Genomic DNA, 14546 nt, shown 5'->3' on the forward strand with positions numbered 1-14546 from the left:
AGACGATTTCCATTCAAGTATCGAATGAGAATCGTCTTTTTTTAATTTGATTTACCGTACTAGTTAGAAAAACGTGAGTTTTTCAGCAGCCTCGTTAACCCCTGTCTTTTTTTTGGTTGCAGGGAACTTGACTGGCAGTACTTCGACAGAAATAGTGGGACTGCGTCTTAGTCTGAGTCCATTCGAGTGAAATGCAGGTTTCAATAAATAAATTGACTAAATAAACTCGAGTAGAAAAGAAGGTAATTTTTACTTGGAAGGAGAAAGTAAAAACAAGTGGAGAAAGGTGGGGGAATGTGGTACATTGAGATTAGAATGTGGGGGTAATGGGTATGTTCATGGGAGAGTACCATCATAACATCGATATAAAGGGCCGTTTGATAGTTCCAGTGAAATTCAGGGACAATCTGGGGGAGCAATTTGTCCTTACCCGCGGACTCGATCAATGTTTATTTGGTTACCCTATGGAAGAGTGGAAGCTGCTTGAAGAAAAGCTTAAAGCCCTGCCTTTAACAAAAAAAGATGCCCGTGCCTTTACCCGTTTTTTCTTTTCTGCAGCTACAGAATGCGAAATTGATAAACAAGGGCGAATTAATATCCCCACGCCGCTTACTTCATATGGCCAATTGGAAAAAGAATGTGTAATTCTTGGTGTTACCAATCGTATTGAGATTTGGAGCAAATCCCTTTGGGAAAACTATTTTTCAGCTTCGGAGGATTCTTTCGCTGAGATAGCAGAAAATATGATTGGCTTTGATATTTAAAGCTGCCCTCAAAAATAGAGTCACTCAATAACTGATTGGAAGGATGTCTAGCATGTTTCAACATACAACAGTGTTATTAAAAGAGACGGTTGATGGATTGAACATCAAACCTGATGGAATTTATGTGGATTGTACTTTAGGAGGAGCCGGTCACAGCGAATACTTACTTTCACAGCTCTCTGACAAGGGAAGGCTTTATGCTTTTGATCAGGACGAAACGGCGATTAGGAATGCTAAGGAAAAATTGGAAAGCTATGGCGATCGTGTTGTTCTTGTTCCTAATAATTTTAAATACTTAAAAGAAGAGTTGAATGCCAGGGGAATCGAGAAAGTGGACGGGATCCTATATGACTTAGGCGTGTCATCCCCACAATTGGATACACCGGAGCGTGGTTTCAGCTATAACCATGATGCCCCTTTGGATATGAGGATGGACCAAAGTGCAGCCATTTCTGCCTATGATGTCGTGAATACCTGGTCATTCCATGATTTGCTGAGAATTTTCTTTCAATATGGAGAAGAAAAGTTTTCAAAGCAAATTGCCAGGAAAATTGAAGCGGCACGTGAAATTAAACCGATTGAAACGACGTTTGAGCTTGTGGAATTAATTAAGGATGGGATACCTGCCCCGGCAAGACGCAAAGGCGGACACCCTGCGAAGCGAGTGTTCCAAGCAATAAGAATCGCTGTGAATGACGAACTTGGTGTTTTTGAAGATTCCTTAGAGCAAGCCATATCGCTTTTGGATAAAGAAGGAAGAATATCTGTCATTACATTCCATTCTCTTGAAGATAGAATTTGTAAAACGGTATTTAAAAAAGCAAGTAGCTTGCCTGACCTTCCGCCGGGACTTCCAGTTATCCCGGATGAATTCAAACCGCCTATGAAAATAATTACGAGAAAACCGATTTTACCTTCAGAAGAAGAATTGGAAGGAAATAATCGTTCCCGATCGGCAAAGCTAAGAGTCGCCGAAAAGCAATAATTACAGAAAAAAATCAGTAAGGGGGAACATGAATGAGTTCCATAGCCAAAAAAATACAAGAACAGCAAAATGAAGACCAACAGCAGCAACAGACACATCAGAAAGTGGTCATCCGTAAAGCGAAGATATCCATTGGTGAAGTTTTCTTACTATGTGCCCTTGCTATCATGGTTACTTTTATGGGAGTGAAAATAGTCTCTAATCAAGCTGACATTTATGAAACCAATAAAGAGATACAGCTAGTCGAAACTTCAATTGAAGAGCAAGGTAAAGTGAATGATGATTTGAAAGTGCAGGTTGCTGAACTTAGTACATACGAAAGAATTTGGAAAAAAGCTGCAGCTCTAGGGTTCAAGTTAAATGAGAATAATGTGAAGGGTGTGCAGTGATAATGCAGAAACAAAAAAATATGAAGCATGGGGCAGCCGGATTATTTTTCTTATTCGGCCTGCTCTTTTTTGTATTAATCTGCCGCTTTTTATATATTCAGGTGACTGGTACTGCAGGCGGGGAAGTACTGGCTTCGAAAATCGACAAGAAATATGAAAAAAAACAGGTCATAGAAGCAAAAAGAGGTAGCATACTCGATACAAAGGGTGAAGTCATCGCCGAGGATACTTCCTCCTATATCTTAAGGGCTGTACTCAATGAAAAGGAACCTGAGCATGTCAAAGATCCGGAGATGACCGCTGCTAAGCTTGCTAAATATATCGACATGGATGAACAGGACATCTATGAAAGGCTAACGAATAAAAAAGCATACCAGGTGGAGTTCGGTAGTGCCGGCAAGGATTTGACTCAGGTCGTCAAGCAGAAAATAGAAAAATTGGAACTGCCGGGAATTACATTCGGAAGAACCAATAAACGTTTTTATCCTAATGGAATTTTCGCATCTCATCTGATTGGCTATGTAGAAAAAGATGAGGAAACGGGAGAAATGGCCGGTAAGTTCGGCATTGAAAAGTACCTCAATAAAGAATTGCAGGAAACGGACGGGAAACTGACATATGACAGTGACTCATGGGGCTTCCTCTTACCTGATAAGGAGGAAAAGGTTGTTGCTCCGGATAATGGGAATGATGTCATGCTTACCATCGACAAAAAGATACAAACGTTCCTGGAAGATTCGATGAGCAAAGTGCAACAAAAATACGACCCCGAGCAAATCATAGCGATTGTATCCAACCCCAAAACGGGGGAGATTGTGGCGATGGGGCAAAGACCCACCTTCCATCCAACAACGAAAGTCGGGCTAACGGATACATGGCGTAACCTGGCTATTGAAGAAACCTTCGAACCGGGTTCAACCATGAAAGCATTCACCCTTGCCGCGGCTGTTGAGGAAGGGGTCTTTAATCCGAATGAAAGTTTTGTTGCAGGAACCTACAAAGCCGGATCGGGTAAAATCGGTGATCATAGTGGCATTAAAAAAGGAAAAAGCATGACCTTTCTCGAAGGGGTACAACGTTCTTCCAACGTAGCTTTTGCTACTCTTGCTATGGATAAGATTGGAGCGGATACCTTCCGTGAGTATTTGACTAAGTTCGGTTTCGATAAAAAAACGGGAATTGACCTGCCGAACGAGATAACCGGTAAAATTCAATACAAGTATAAGCTTGAAAAAGTTACCACTTCCTTTGGACAAGGTTCGACGGTTACGCCGATTCAACAGATCCAGGCTGCTTCCGCAATAGCCAATGACGGTAAAATGATGCAGCCGTACGTGATAAAAAGCATTTCCGATCAGGATACCGGAAAAGTTTTGAAAACGACAAAGCCGAAAGTGGCAGGGGAACCGATTTCGGCAGAAACTGCAAAACAAGTCCGTGACTATTTGGAAACGGTAATTTCTGCGGAAAAAGGAACAGGGAAAAAATATGCGATTGATGGATATGAAGTAGCAGGGAAAACGGGAACGGCACAAATTCCTGGTCCGACAGGTAAATATTTAGAAGGGAAAAATAACTATGTATTCTCCTTTTTAGGTATGGCTCCAAAAGATGACCCGCAGTTGGTCATTTATGTGGCGGTCAAGCAGCCGAAATTAGGTGTATCTTATGTCGGGGCTGATCCTTTGTCAGAGATATTTAATCCTGTCATGCAAAATAGCCTGCAATATCTGAACATAAAACCTTCTGATGTTAAAAAACAAAAAGCCAATAAAATCGTTGACTATACGAATCAAACCGAGAGCTCAGCGGTCAAAGAGCTGAAGGAACTTGGCTATGATGTAAGTACGATCGGAAGTGGGCGTAAAGTGCTCGATCAATCCCCGAAAGCCGGTAGTACCCTATTACAGGGTGAAAAAATAATCTTGAAAACCGAAGGCGAAATGAAAGTTCCTGAGATGAAGGGATGGTCCTTGCGCGATGTCATGAAATTAGCTAAGGTTGCAAAACTAGATCTGAAAACTATAGGAACTGGCTATGTGAGTAAACAGGGTATCGAAGCCGGGAAAACGATGAAGGAAGGAGATACCTTCAATATTGAATTATCCCAGCCTAAAGGGGCTTCAGAAGATATGCCGACTGAAGAGAAAACAGAGTGATGATAAAGAGGGGATCCAAACGGATCCCCTCTTTATTTCTTTAAAAGTTTCTTAGTCTAGCATCGAGCAGACAAGCATATATTGAAGCATGTATGAAATGGAGGTGCCTGTTTTTGCGTGTTTCGAATGTTACTGTCCGAAAACGGCTGGCAATCGCATTGGCAGTGGGTATCGTTGTTTTTTTTATCATTGATATCCGTTTGGGGATTGTACAGTTTTATTTAGGGGATAAGTTGACGGGGCTGGCTAAAGATTCCTGGAGCAGGAATATTCCTTTTGAAGCTAAACGAGGTGAAATTCTGGATCGGAATGGTGTAGAGCTGGCAACGAATATTTCTGCGCCAACAGTCTATGTCATTCCAAGACAGATTGAGAATCCTGGGGAAACGGCGGAACAGCTTGCTTCAATATTGGATATGACAAAGGAAAAGGCTTATCAATGGTTAACGAAACAGGAGATGAGCGTCAGAATCCCGGAAGGCAGAAAGATATCTCATGAAAAGGCGAAGGAAATTAAAGCATTAGGGATAAAAGGTGTTTATATCGCTGAAGATTCAAAGCGTCATTACCCATTTGGTGAATATCTTTCGCATGTTCTTGGCTTTACGGGCTCTGATAATCAAGGGTTGATGGGAATTGAATTGTCTTATGATAAGGAACTAAGTGGGGAAAAAGGATTTGTTAAATTTTATTCCGATGCGAAAGGGAAAAGGCTCGAGAATATGGCCGATGACTATAAGCCCCCTGTTGATGGTGATAACTTGAAGCTTACGATCGATAGCAAAATCCAGACAATCGTGGAGAGGGAGCTCGATAATGCGGAGGCGACATATGACCCCGATGGTCTAATTGCCATTGCCATGGACCCGAATACAGGGGAAATATTGGCGATGTCGAGCAGGCCAACCTTTGACCCAGCTAATTTTCAAAATGTGCCTTCAGAAGTGTATAATCGCAATTTACCAGTTTGGAGTATATATGAACCAGGTTCGACTTTTAAGATTATCACCCTTGCTGCAGCGCTGGAGGAAGGGAAGGTCGACTTACAAAAGGAACATTTTTATGATTCCGGACATGTGGAAGTGTCAGGTTCTACACTGCATTGCTGGAAAAGCGGAGGACATGGGGATCAAACTTTTCTTGAAGTCGTCGAGAACTCATGTAACCCTGGTTTTGTAGAATTAGGGAACCGGCTTGGTAAAGACAAGCTGTTTAAATATATAAATGATTTCGGGTTTGGACAAAAAACGGGGATTGATTTAACCGGAGAAGGAAAAGGAATCATGTTCAACATGGATCGAGTGGGTCCTGTTGAGCAGGCAACCACTGCATTTGGACAAGGTGTTGCCGTAACGCCCATTCAACAGGTGACAGCGGTATCGGCGGCTGTGAATGGCGGTACTTTGTATACACCCTATATCGCAAAGGAACTGGTGGATCCAAAAAATGGAGAAGTACTGATGCGAAAGACCCCACAGGCGAAGAAAAAGGTAATTTCAGAAGCAACCTCCAAGAAAGTCCGTGGAGCACTTGAATCCGTTGTTGCTCAAGGGAGCGGTAAAGGAGCATTTGTGGAGTCGTACCGAGTCGGCGGGAAAACGGGTACAGCACAAAAAGCTGAAAATGGCCGATACCTTGAAAATAATTATATTCTCTCATTCATTGGTGTCGCTCCAGCGGATGATCCGCAAATCGTTGTCTATATAGCGGTGGATAATCCGAAAGGAACCGTGCAATTCGGTGGGGTCGTTGCTGCACCGATCGTTGGGAATATCATGGAGGATTCACTTAGGGCCATGGGCGTCAAGCCAAGAAAAAACCAGATTGAGAAGGAAACTGTTTGGACGGATCCCGTCATGGTTGAGGTGCCTGACGTTGTGGGACTCAGCAAAAAAGAGTTGCAAACCCAGCTCATCGACCTTAAGCTGGATATTGCCGGTAATGGGAATAAAGTCATAAATCAAGCTCCGGATCCAGGTGTTAAAGTAAAAGAAGGGTCTACGATAAGAATTTATCTTGGCGAAAATACAGAATAAGTATAATATAATATATGAATAGTTAAAGCGGCTGAAAATCATCAGCCGCTTTGTTTACGGAGTCGTGATAACCCCGTATAATTGAAATTGGTTTCTCGACAAGCCAAGACTTATCACATATAATGAATCCTCAAATTAAGTTGAGAGGGATGGAAAAATGAAGCTTCACAAATTACTATCTTATTTACACTCCTTATTTACGTATGAAGGAGAAAATCCTGAAATCACCTCCATTGAAAATGATAACCGTAAAGTCATAGACGGAAGTTTATTTGTTTGTATAAAAGGTTATACAGTCGATGGTCATGATTTTGCCCAATCCGCAGTAGAACATGGAGCTGCAGCAGTCATTGCCGAAAGGCCGCTTGACCTCGAAGTTCCCGTGATCGTTGTCAGGGATTCAAGCAGGGCGATGGCAATGCTTGCCGATGCATTTTATGGCCATCCCACGCAAAAGATGCGCTTGATTGGAATTACAGGTACAAATGGAAAGACGACCACCAGTCACTTATTGGAAAAGATTTTCGAGGATCGAAATGAAAAAACAGGATTGATTGGCACGATGTATACAAAAATTGCCGATACGGTATATGAAACTAAGAATACGACGCCAGATAGCGTTACACTGCAGAAGGCTTTTCATGAAATGGCCGAAGCGTCTGTCTCCACGGCCATTATGGAAGTTTCTTCGCATGCACTTGAGCTTGGACGCGTTCATGGCTGTGATTATGATATTGCCGTTTTTACTAATCTCACACAGGATCATTTGGATTTCCATAAAACCATGGACAGATACAGGCAGGCAAAATCATTATTTTTCTCACAGCTCGGCAATGCTTACATAGAAAATCGTCCTAAATATGCTGTTCTTAATGTTGATGATGAGGCAACAGCTGATTTCATTAAAGCGACCGCTGCTACAGTCGTTACATACGGCATAGACAAAGAAGCGGATATCAGGGCCAAGGACATAAAAATTGATGCAAATGGTACATCATTCACCTTGACAGCTGGTAAAGAAGAGCGTTACATTCAGCTGAAGCTAATTGGTAAATTCAGTGTTTATAATGTTCTCTCAGCTATCTCTGCCGCTCTGTGCGCGGGTAACGATCTAGATGAGACCATTGGATCGATTGAGGAAATAAAAGGTGTTGCAGGCCGTTTTGAGCTTATTACAGCGAATCAGGCCTTCCCGGTCATAGTTGACTATGCCCATACACCGGACAGTTTAGAAAATGTCCTAAAGACTGTTGGTGAGTTTGCCGAAAAGAAAATTTTTGTGATAGTGGGCTGCGGCGGGGACCGAGACAAGACAAAGCGTCCTATCATGGCCGAAATTGCATGCAGGTTGGCGACTGACCCGATTTTCACCTCGGATAATCCACGCAGTGAAGATGCTGCCCAGATCCTGAGGGATATGGAAGCTGGTGTAGTTGGTAAAGAATATACGGTTATCGAAGAACGCAGAGAGGCAATCGATTATGCTGTTTCCAAAGCCAAAGCAGGCGACGTTATCTTAATAGCGGGAAAAGGACATGAAACTTATCAACAAGTCGGTGACGAAGTGCATCACTTCGATGACCGTGAAGAAGCAAAAAAGGCGATTCAAAGTCGTTTGGGTTCAGTATGAACCATCGGTGAATTTGCCCCGTCAACAAACAAGAAATGACAACAAGCAGAATTTTATTTTTGAATTGTGTTAGGAATGAGGGAGTAAGGAATGTTGGAACAAGTAATTTTTTATACGATTTTGGTGGCGTTTTTAGTAACCGTTCTTCTTTCGCCGATTTTCATCCCGTTTTTAAGAAGATTGAAATTCGGGCAAAGTATCAGGGAAGAAGGCCCACAATCGCATCTGAAGAAAACTGGAACACCCACCATGGGCGGTTTGGTCATATTACTATCTGTTACTATCGCTACACTTGTCATGACTTTTAAATTTTCGGAACCTTCAACTGAAACTTATTTATTATTATTCGTTACTTTAGGATTTGGTTTATTAGGTTTCTTGGACGATTTCATCAAAGTGGTCATGAAGCGTAATCTGGGACTGACTTCTAAGCAAAAACTGCTTGGACAAATTGTGATTTCGGTCATCTTTTACTTTGTCTTTAAGCAGACAGACCATTTTAATCCTGAATTGACGATTCCAGGTACAGACTTTGCTGTTAATTTTGGCTGGTTTTATCTCTTTATCGTTATTTTCTGGCTGGTAGGTTTTTCGAATGCCGTCAATTTGACGGATGGGCTTGATGGACTTGTTTCAGGCACATCAGCCATTGCTTTTGGTGCTTTTGCCATTTTGGCCTGGAGTCAGTCACAATATGATGTCGCTATATTTTCTGTTGCGGTTGTCGGTGCAGTACTAGGATTTTTAGTATTCAATGCCCATCCTGCAAAGGTATTCATGGGGGATACAGGTTCCTTGGCACTTGGAGGAGCCATCGCTACCATCGCCCTGTTAACCAAGCTTGAAATCCTCCTGGTAATCATTGGAGGAGTCTTCGTCATTGAGACCCTTTCTGTCATCTTACAGGTAGGATCTTTTAAAACGACTGGTAAACGTATTTTTAAAATGAGTCCGCTTCACCACCATTATGAGCTTTCTGGCTGGTCGGAATGGCGTGTCGTCGTGACTTTCTGGACAGTGGGGCTGCTGTGTGCGGTACTCGGAATCTATTTAGAGGTGTGGATATAATTGAAAGAGACTGCAAAGTATTCAGAGAAAAAGATATTGGTATTAGGATTGGCAAAAAGCGGAGTGATGGCAGCTTCGCTTCTACATAAATTAGGTGCTTTCGTGACGGTTAATGACATGAAGCCATTATCGGAAAATCCTGAAGCACAAGGACTTCTTGAACAGGGAATCAAAGTGATCTGCGGCAGTCATCCGATCGAGCTACTTGATGAGGGTTTCGAGTTGATCGTGAAAAACCCGGGAATCCCCTATCGGAATCCTATTGTAAAAGGGGCATTGGAAAAAGAGATTCCAGTTATCACTGAAGTTGAACTGGCCTATCAGATCAGTGAGGCCCCTTTCATAGGCATCACAGGTACAAATGGTAAAACGACTACGACAACATTGGTATTCGAAATGTTGAAGATCGGTGAAAAATCCCCGCTTATTGCTGGGAATATCGGTACAGTTGCTTCTGGTGTTGCTGAAAAAGCAAAATCCGATGACTCGATCGTCATTGAATTATCATCATTCCAGTTAATGGGGATAGAGGAGTTTCGTCCTGAAATCTCGATCTTGACTAATTTGTATGATGCGCATTTGGATTATCATAGCTCCAAGCAGGAATATGCAGAAGCAAAAGCTGCAATTACGAAAAATCAAATAGGCTCAGATTTCATGATTTTTAATGCAGATCAAGATGCCGTTTTATCCATGGCGAAAAAGACCAAGGCTGAACTTGTTCCTTTTTCAACTGAAGTGAAACATGAGAATGGCGCCTATGTGGAAGAAGGTGCCGTCTATTTCCGAGGAGAAAAAGTCATTGATGTTTCAGAGATAGCCCTTCCTGGAAAACATAATTTGGAAAATGTGCTTGCAGCCATCTCGGCGGCCAAACTGAAGGGTGTCGCAAACGAAGCCATTCAGACTGTACTGAAAACATTTTTTGGTGTGGAGCACCGTCTGCAGTATGTAGCGACGATCGAAAACCGTAAATTTTATAATGATTCGAAAGCGACGAACATCCTAGCCGCATCCAAAGCGCTAACATCCTTTACGGAACCTGTCATCTTATTGGCAGGCGGGTTGGATCGCGGAAATGAATTTGATGAGTTAAAACCGGCTATGAAAAATGTCAAAGCCGTGATAACTTTTGGCGAAACGGCAGAAAAAATTGAACGGGTAGCCAAAGAAATAGGAATAACGAATATAAAACGTGTCGATAATGTAGAAAAGGCCGTACCGGCTGCATTTGAATTATCAAATGAAGGCGACTGCATACTTCTCTCCCCTGCTTGTGCAAGCTGGGATCAATATAAAACTTTTGAGCAAAGAGGAGACATGTTTATGGAGGCCGTGCATAAACTTAAGTAAGAGCTTTCGCAGAGAGAAGTGAACCTGCTTCTACGTTGACACCTTGGAAAAAAGCGATAATGAGCCGTTATCGCTTTTTTTTTGACTAAAGTGCTGACAAGCAATCAGCATTGATGTTTATATTCGTACAGGCTCGAAAAACTTCCTCGAGGTGGATGTCCGTGCCATTAAAAAAATCGAATCCCGATCTCATTCTCATTATCGTCACCTTAAGTCTTTTGACCGTTGGATTAATCATGGTTTACAGTGCGAGTGCCATTTGGGCAACATATAAATTTGATGATTCGTTTTATTTTGCTAAAAGGCAGTTGCTGTTTGCCTGCGTTGGTGTCATAGCCATGTTTTTCATCATGAATGTGGATTATTGGACGTGGCGGACTTGGGCCAAGATCCTCATCATCATTTGTTTCATTATGTTACTGGCAGTTCTTGTACCAGGTATAGGGATGGCGAGAAATGGTTCCAGGAGCTGGATTGGTGTGGGTGCCTTTTCGGTACAACCATCTGAGTTCATGAAGCTAGCGATGATCGCTTTTTTGGCTAAGTTTTTATCCGAACGGCAAAAGCTAATCACCTCCTTTAAAAAAGGGATGCTTCCATCCTTGGGTTTAGTGTTTTTGGCATTTGGATTGATCATGTTACAGCCCGACCTTGGAACGGGAACGGTAATGGTAGGAACATGCATCGTTATGATTTTTATTTCCGGGGCAAAAATCAGCCATTTTGTCGGCTTGGGACTAATAGGGGTAGCAGGTTTTATCGGTCTGATTTTGTCAGCGCCGTACCGGATAAAAAGGATCACATCTTTTCTGGATCCTTGGGAAGACCCATTGGGCAGTGGCTTTCAAATGATTCAATCGTTTTATGCAATCGGGCCCGGTGGATTGTTCGGACTGGGACTCGGCCAAAGCCGCCAAAAGTTTTTCTATTTACCAGAACCGCAGACCGATTTCATTTTTGCCATACTTTCCGAGGAACTTGGCTTCATCGGAGGCTCTCTGGTCATATTGTTATTTGCACTCATGCTTTGGCGGGGCATTCGGATCGCACTTGGGGCCCCTGATTTATATGGGAGCCTTGTAGCGGTGGGAATCATTGCAATGGTCGCCATTCAAGTGATGATCAATATAGGGGTAGTAACGGGATTGATGCCAGTTACGGGTATCACCTTGCCTCTTTTAAGTTATGGCGGTTCATCTTTGACACTTATGTTGATGGCAATCGGGGTGCTCCTGAATATTAGCCGTTATTCAAGGTTCTAAAGGTCAGGAAAATATATGGTTGGCAAAGGGAAGCCCTGTTAAATGCAGGGTTTTCCTTTTTTATTCTTATGATGAAAACCCTTACAGGAAAACGATTTTGGAGGATACCTTTCCGGAAATTAGAAATAAATGAAATGCCGCTTAAATATTACCATGTATGAATGTTGGGGAATCCATAATAAATATTGGCAATACGGCTTTGTTTAGACTATAGTATAAGAGGGTTAGGCCGTACTGGGGCTTGCTTCTGCTTATTTTTCTGTTTAAAAGGTGTTATCAATCTTGTAAAATAAATGACCTCATGAAAGAGGAAATAAAAATCATAATTTGGAATTTTCGGAACAACAAGGAGGTTTATCATGGATAAAGTGATAAAGCAATTAACTGAAATGAAAATCGGCAAAGTTCTTGAACGAGAACCGCTTGCGAATCATACAACTATGAAAATTGGGGGGCCGGCTGATTTATTCATCGTGCCATCATCCATTGAAAATATAGAAAAAACGATGCAGGTCATCAAAGAACATGGGATACCATGGAGGGCGATTGGCAGGGGCTCGAACCTACTTGTAAGTGATGGCGGGATTGAAGGTGCCGTACTTAAATTGGGTAAAGGACTTGATCACCTTGAGTTGAATGGCGGCGAGATTAAAGCGGGAGCTGGGGTGTCACTTGTCAGCCTTTCCGTTCAAATCAGTAAAAAAGGGTATGCAGGATTGGAATTTGCCAGTGGGATCCCTGGTTCGGTCGGCGGTGCTGTCTATATGAACGCCGGTGCACACGGTTCCGATATGAGTGTAATCCTCAAGAAGGCGCATGTTCTTTTTGAAGATGGAACCCTAGCTTGGCTTTCGAAGGAAGAAATGGAGTTTTCATATCGAACCTCCCTACTTCAAAAGAAACGACCTGGAATCGTACTGGAAGCAATTTTTCAATTGACAGAGGGGAATAAAACCGAAATCGTAGAAAGAATGCAGAATAACAAAAATTATCGTAAAGAAACCCAGCCGTATAATCTGCCATGTGCCGGCAGCATATTCAGGAATCCACTTCCACATCATGCAGGTAAACTGGTGGAGAATGCAGGCCTGAAGGGACACTCGATTGGCGGAGCGCAGATTTCACCGATGCACGGAAACTTTATCGTAAACACAGGTACTGGAAGTGCCGCGGATGTTCAAGCCTTGATACAGCATGTGAAGGATACTGTGTATGATAAATTTGAAATTGAAATGGAAACAGAAGTGGAAATTATCGGCCGGAAATAACAGAGGATTTATTCTTTATATCCAAATATTGTGTTATAATGTGTTACCTTTTAAAGTTTTATTAAAAAACAAATTTTGAGTTTTTCTTGATTTCGTACTGTGTCATAAACCATCCATTTTTTCAGGAAGAGGTGAAAGGGATGGAAAAGGGAAAAATCGTTTCCATTGAGGACCGCATCCCGAAATTAAAACAATTAAGAAAAAGCAAAGCAAACAGGCGACTAGTTCTTCTGCTTTCCCTTTTCTTCATTCTGGTTGCTTGTGTGCTATATTTCTTATCCCCATTAAGCTATGTGAAATCCGTGCAGGTGGAGGGGAATCGTTATTTTACTTCCAAGCAGATCATTAAGCTGAGTAAGGTAAAGAAGGATCGAAGTATCTGGAAGGTTGATACAGGGGCAGCCGCCGCTAATATCAAAAAAAATAAGGAAATAAAAAGCGCTCAGGTAACACCTGTATTTCCTAATTCCATTAAAATTACGGTTTCGGAACATAATAGGATGGCATATCTGTCCAATAATGGGAAGTTTGCCCCTATTTTGGAAAACGGGTCGGTTTTGGACGAATTAGCAACAGGCGAAATTCCAGTATTTGCCCCGGTTTTAATTGGTTTCAAAGAGGGTAAAGCATTAAAGTTGCTTTTAAAAGAGCTGGACAAGCTTCCTGTCGAGATTCAGAATGCCATATCCGAAATTCATTATGCGCCAACCAAAACCGATGACTACCATATCGTCATGTTTATGAACGATGGGTTTGAAGTAAGTGCGACAAGCCGGACTTTATACGAGAAAATGATTCACTATCCATCGATTGTCAGCCAGTTGGATCCAAAGGTAAAGGGAGTCATTGATCTGGAAGTGGGTTCTTATTTTAAAGCATATGAAGACGCTGAAAAAAAGGAAGACACCAATGAGGAAAATTAATGGCAAACGGGTGGTTTTATCCCTAGTTTGCGTTGTTCTCGGATTTATGATTGCCTTCTCTTACAATCTGACCAAAGATGGTAAAGGAGTAGTGAAGGATAAAGCCTGGGATCAGGAATATGAGCTAAGGCAGCAACTGATCGAACAAGAGAAACAGAACAGGGATCTTCAGAATGAACTCCTTCAAAAGCAAGAAAATGTATCCAAAATTGAAAAAGACCTAGCGCAGGAAAAGCAGCTATTTTTCAATTTGGCAAAGGATACGGAGAAATACCGGATGTTTCTCGGAAAAGTGAAAGTGAAAGGCACAGGCCTTCAGGTGACTCTAGAAGATGGTACAGATATGGACTCAGAAGCCAATGTTAATAACTACCTGGTTCATGAACAGCATGTCTTCAAGGTCGTCAATGAACTATACATATCAGGTGCAGAGGCTGTTGCGATTAACGGTCAAAGGTTAAATCATGATTCCTATATAGTATGTAATGGGCCTGTGATCACCATCGATGGCCATCAGCATCCTGCTCCATTTATCATTTCTGCGATTGGGGACCCCGATGTCCTGGGTGCTTCACTGGACTTACCCGGTGGCATAAAGGAGCAGCTGGTTAATGAGAATATTATCTTTACCGTGGAAAAGCAAAAGAATATCATTTTTGATCCAATTATTGGAGGGTGATTAGATCGCCGGATTCGATGAAAGATTGGT

Annotated in this window: 12 protein-coding genes; all 12 read left to right on the forward strand. The window is 42.1% G+C overall.

Translation table 11 applies throughout. The features are described 5' to 3' along the window. Positions 1 to 332 precede the first annotated feature (332 nt). A complete protein-coding gene (gene mraZ, locus ACQKKK_RS14210; protein WP_053345229.1) occupies positions 333 to 764 on the forward strand; it encodes a division/cell wall cluster transcriptional repressor MraZ in 432 nt (143 codons plus the stop codon). Positions 765 to 816: 52 nt separating this feature from the next. Further along, complete coding sequence (gene rsmH, locus ACQKKK_RS14215; protein ID WP_427616787.1) at positions 817 to 1749, forward strand: 16S rRNA (cytosine(1402)-N(4))-methyltransferase RsmH; 933 nt, start codon at positions 817 to 819, stop codon at positions 1747 to 1749. A 32-nt stretch (positions 1750 to 1781) separates the two neighbouring features. Beyond that, a complete protein-coding gene (gene ftsL / locus ACQKKK_RS14220) occupies positions 1782 to 2138 on the forward strand; it encodes a cell division protein FtsL (RefSeq protein ID WP_427616788.1) in 357 nt (118 codons plus the stop codon). Between the two features lie 2 nt (positions 2139 to 2140). After that, the gene (locus ACQKKK_RS14225; RefSeq protein ID WP_427616789.1) at positions 2141 to 4297 is read left to right on the forward strand and encodes a penicillin-binding protein; all 2157 of its coding nucleotides are present in this window, start codon (positions 2141 to 2143) and stop codon (positions 4295 to 4297) included. Between the two features lie 113 nt (positions 4298 to 4410). Next, complete coding sequence (locus ACQKKK_RS14230) at positions 4411 to 6333, forward strand: stage V sporulation protein D (RefSeq protein ID WP_427616790.1); 1923 nt, start codon at positions 4411 to 4413, stop codon at positions 6331 to 6333. A 157-nt stretch (positions 6334 to 6490) separates the two neighbouring features. Beyond that, complete coding sequence (locus ACQKKK_RS14235) at positions 6491 to 7963, forward strand: UDP-N-acetylmuramoyl-L-alanyl-D-glutamate--2,6-diaminopimelate ligase (RefSeq protein WP_427616791.1); 1473 nt, start codon at positions 6491 to 6493, stop codon at positions 7961 to 7963. A gap of 90 nt (positions 7964 to 8053) precedes the next feature. Further along, positions 8054 to 9031, forward strand: coding sequence for a phospho-N-acetylmuramoyl-pentapeptide-transferase (gene mraY / locus ACQKKK_RS14240; RefSeq protein ID WP_427616792.1), 978 nt, complete (start codon positions 8054 to 8056; stop codon positions 9029 to 9031). Continuing rightward, positions 9032 to 10384 carry a UDP-N-acetylmuramoyl-L-alanine--D-glutamate ligase gene (gene murD / locus ACQKKK_RS14245; RefSeq protein WP_427616793.1) on the forward strand — a complete coding sequence of 451 codons (1353 nt, stop codon included), beginning with the start codon at positions 9032 to 9034 and terminating at the stop codon, positions 10382 to 10384. A gap of 155 nt (positions 10385 to 10539) precedes the next feature. Then, positions 10540 to 11646, forward strand: a complete 1107-nt coding sequence (gene spoVE / locus ACQKKK_RS14250) for a stage V sporulation protein E (RefSeq protein WP_245406448.1) — start codon at positions 10540 to 10542, stop codon at positions 11644 to 11646. A gap of 359 nt (positions 11647 to 12005) precedes the next feature. After that, positions 12006 to 12914, forward strand: a complete 909-nt coding sequence (gene murB, locus ACQKKK_RS14255; protein ID WP_427616794.1) for a UDP-N-acetylmuramate dehydrogenase — start codon at positions 12006 to 12008, stop codon at positions 12912 to 12914. Positions 12915 to 13054: 140 nt separating this feature from the next. Further along, the gene (locus ACQKKK_RS14260; protein ID WP_427616795.1) at positions 13055 to 13837 is read left to right on the forward strand and encodes a cell division protein FtsQ/DivIB; all 783 of its coding nucleotides are present in this window, start codon (positions 13055 to 13057) and stop codon (positions 13835 to 13837) included. Continuing rightward, on the forward strand, positions 13824 to 14516 hold the full coding sequence (locus ACQKKK_RS14265) for a DUF881 domain-containing protein (RefSeq protein ID WP_427616796.1): 693 nt from the start codon (positions 13824 to 13826) through the stop codon (positions 14514 to 14516). Before ACQKKK_RS14260 ends, ACQKKK_RS14265 begins: the two co-directional genes overlap by 14 nt. The last annotated feature ends 30 nt before the right edge of the window (positions 14517 to 14546 follow it).

The organism is Peribacillus sp. NPDC006672 (assembly GCF_050274955.1).
GTDB lineage: Bacteria > Bacillota > Bacilli > Bacillales > DSM-1321 > Peribacillus.

Excerpts from the sequence above, each read along its gene's own strand:
- mraZ (WP_053345229.1), top strand. The coding sequence starts at position 333 with ATGTTCATGGGAGAGTACCATCATAACATCGATATAAAGGGCCGTTTG.
- rsmH (WP_427616787.1), top strand. The coding sequence starts at position 817 with ATGTTTCAACATACAACAGTGTTATTAAAAGAGACGGTTGATGGATTG.
- ftsL (WP_427616788.1), top strand. The coding sequence starts at position 1,782 with ATGAGTTCCATAGCCAAAAAAATACAAGAACAGCAAAATGAAGACCAA.
- ACQKKK_RS14225 (WP_427616789.1), top strand. The coding sequence starts at position 2,141 with ATGCAGAAACAAAAAAATATGAAGCATGGGGCAGCCGGATTATTTTTC.
- ACQKKK_RS14235 (WP_427616791.1), top strand. The coding sequence starts at position 6,491 with ATGAAGCTTCACAAATTACTATCTTATTTACACTCCTTATTTACGTAT.
- mraY (WP_427616792.1), top strand. The coding sequence starts at position 8,054 with ATGTTGGAACAAGTAATTTTTTATACGATTTTGGTGGCGTTTTTAGTA.
- spoVE (WP_245406448.1), top strand. The coding sequence starts at position 10,540 with ATGTCCGTGCCATTAAAAAAATCGAATCCCGATCTCATTCTCATTATC.
- murB (WP_427616794.1), top strand. The coding sequence starts at position 12,006 with ATGGATAAAGTGATAAAGCAATTAACTGAAATGAAAATCGGCAAAGTT.
- ACQKKK_RS14260 (WP_427616795.1), top strand. The coding sequence starts at position 13,055 with ATGGAAAAGGGAAAAATCGTTTCCATTGAGGACCGCATCCCGAAATTA.
- ACQKKK_RS14265 (WP_427616796.1), top strand. The coding sequence starts at position 13,824 with ATGAGGAAAATTAATGGCAAACGGGTGGTTTTATCCCTAGTTTGCGTT.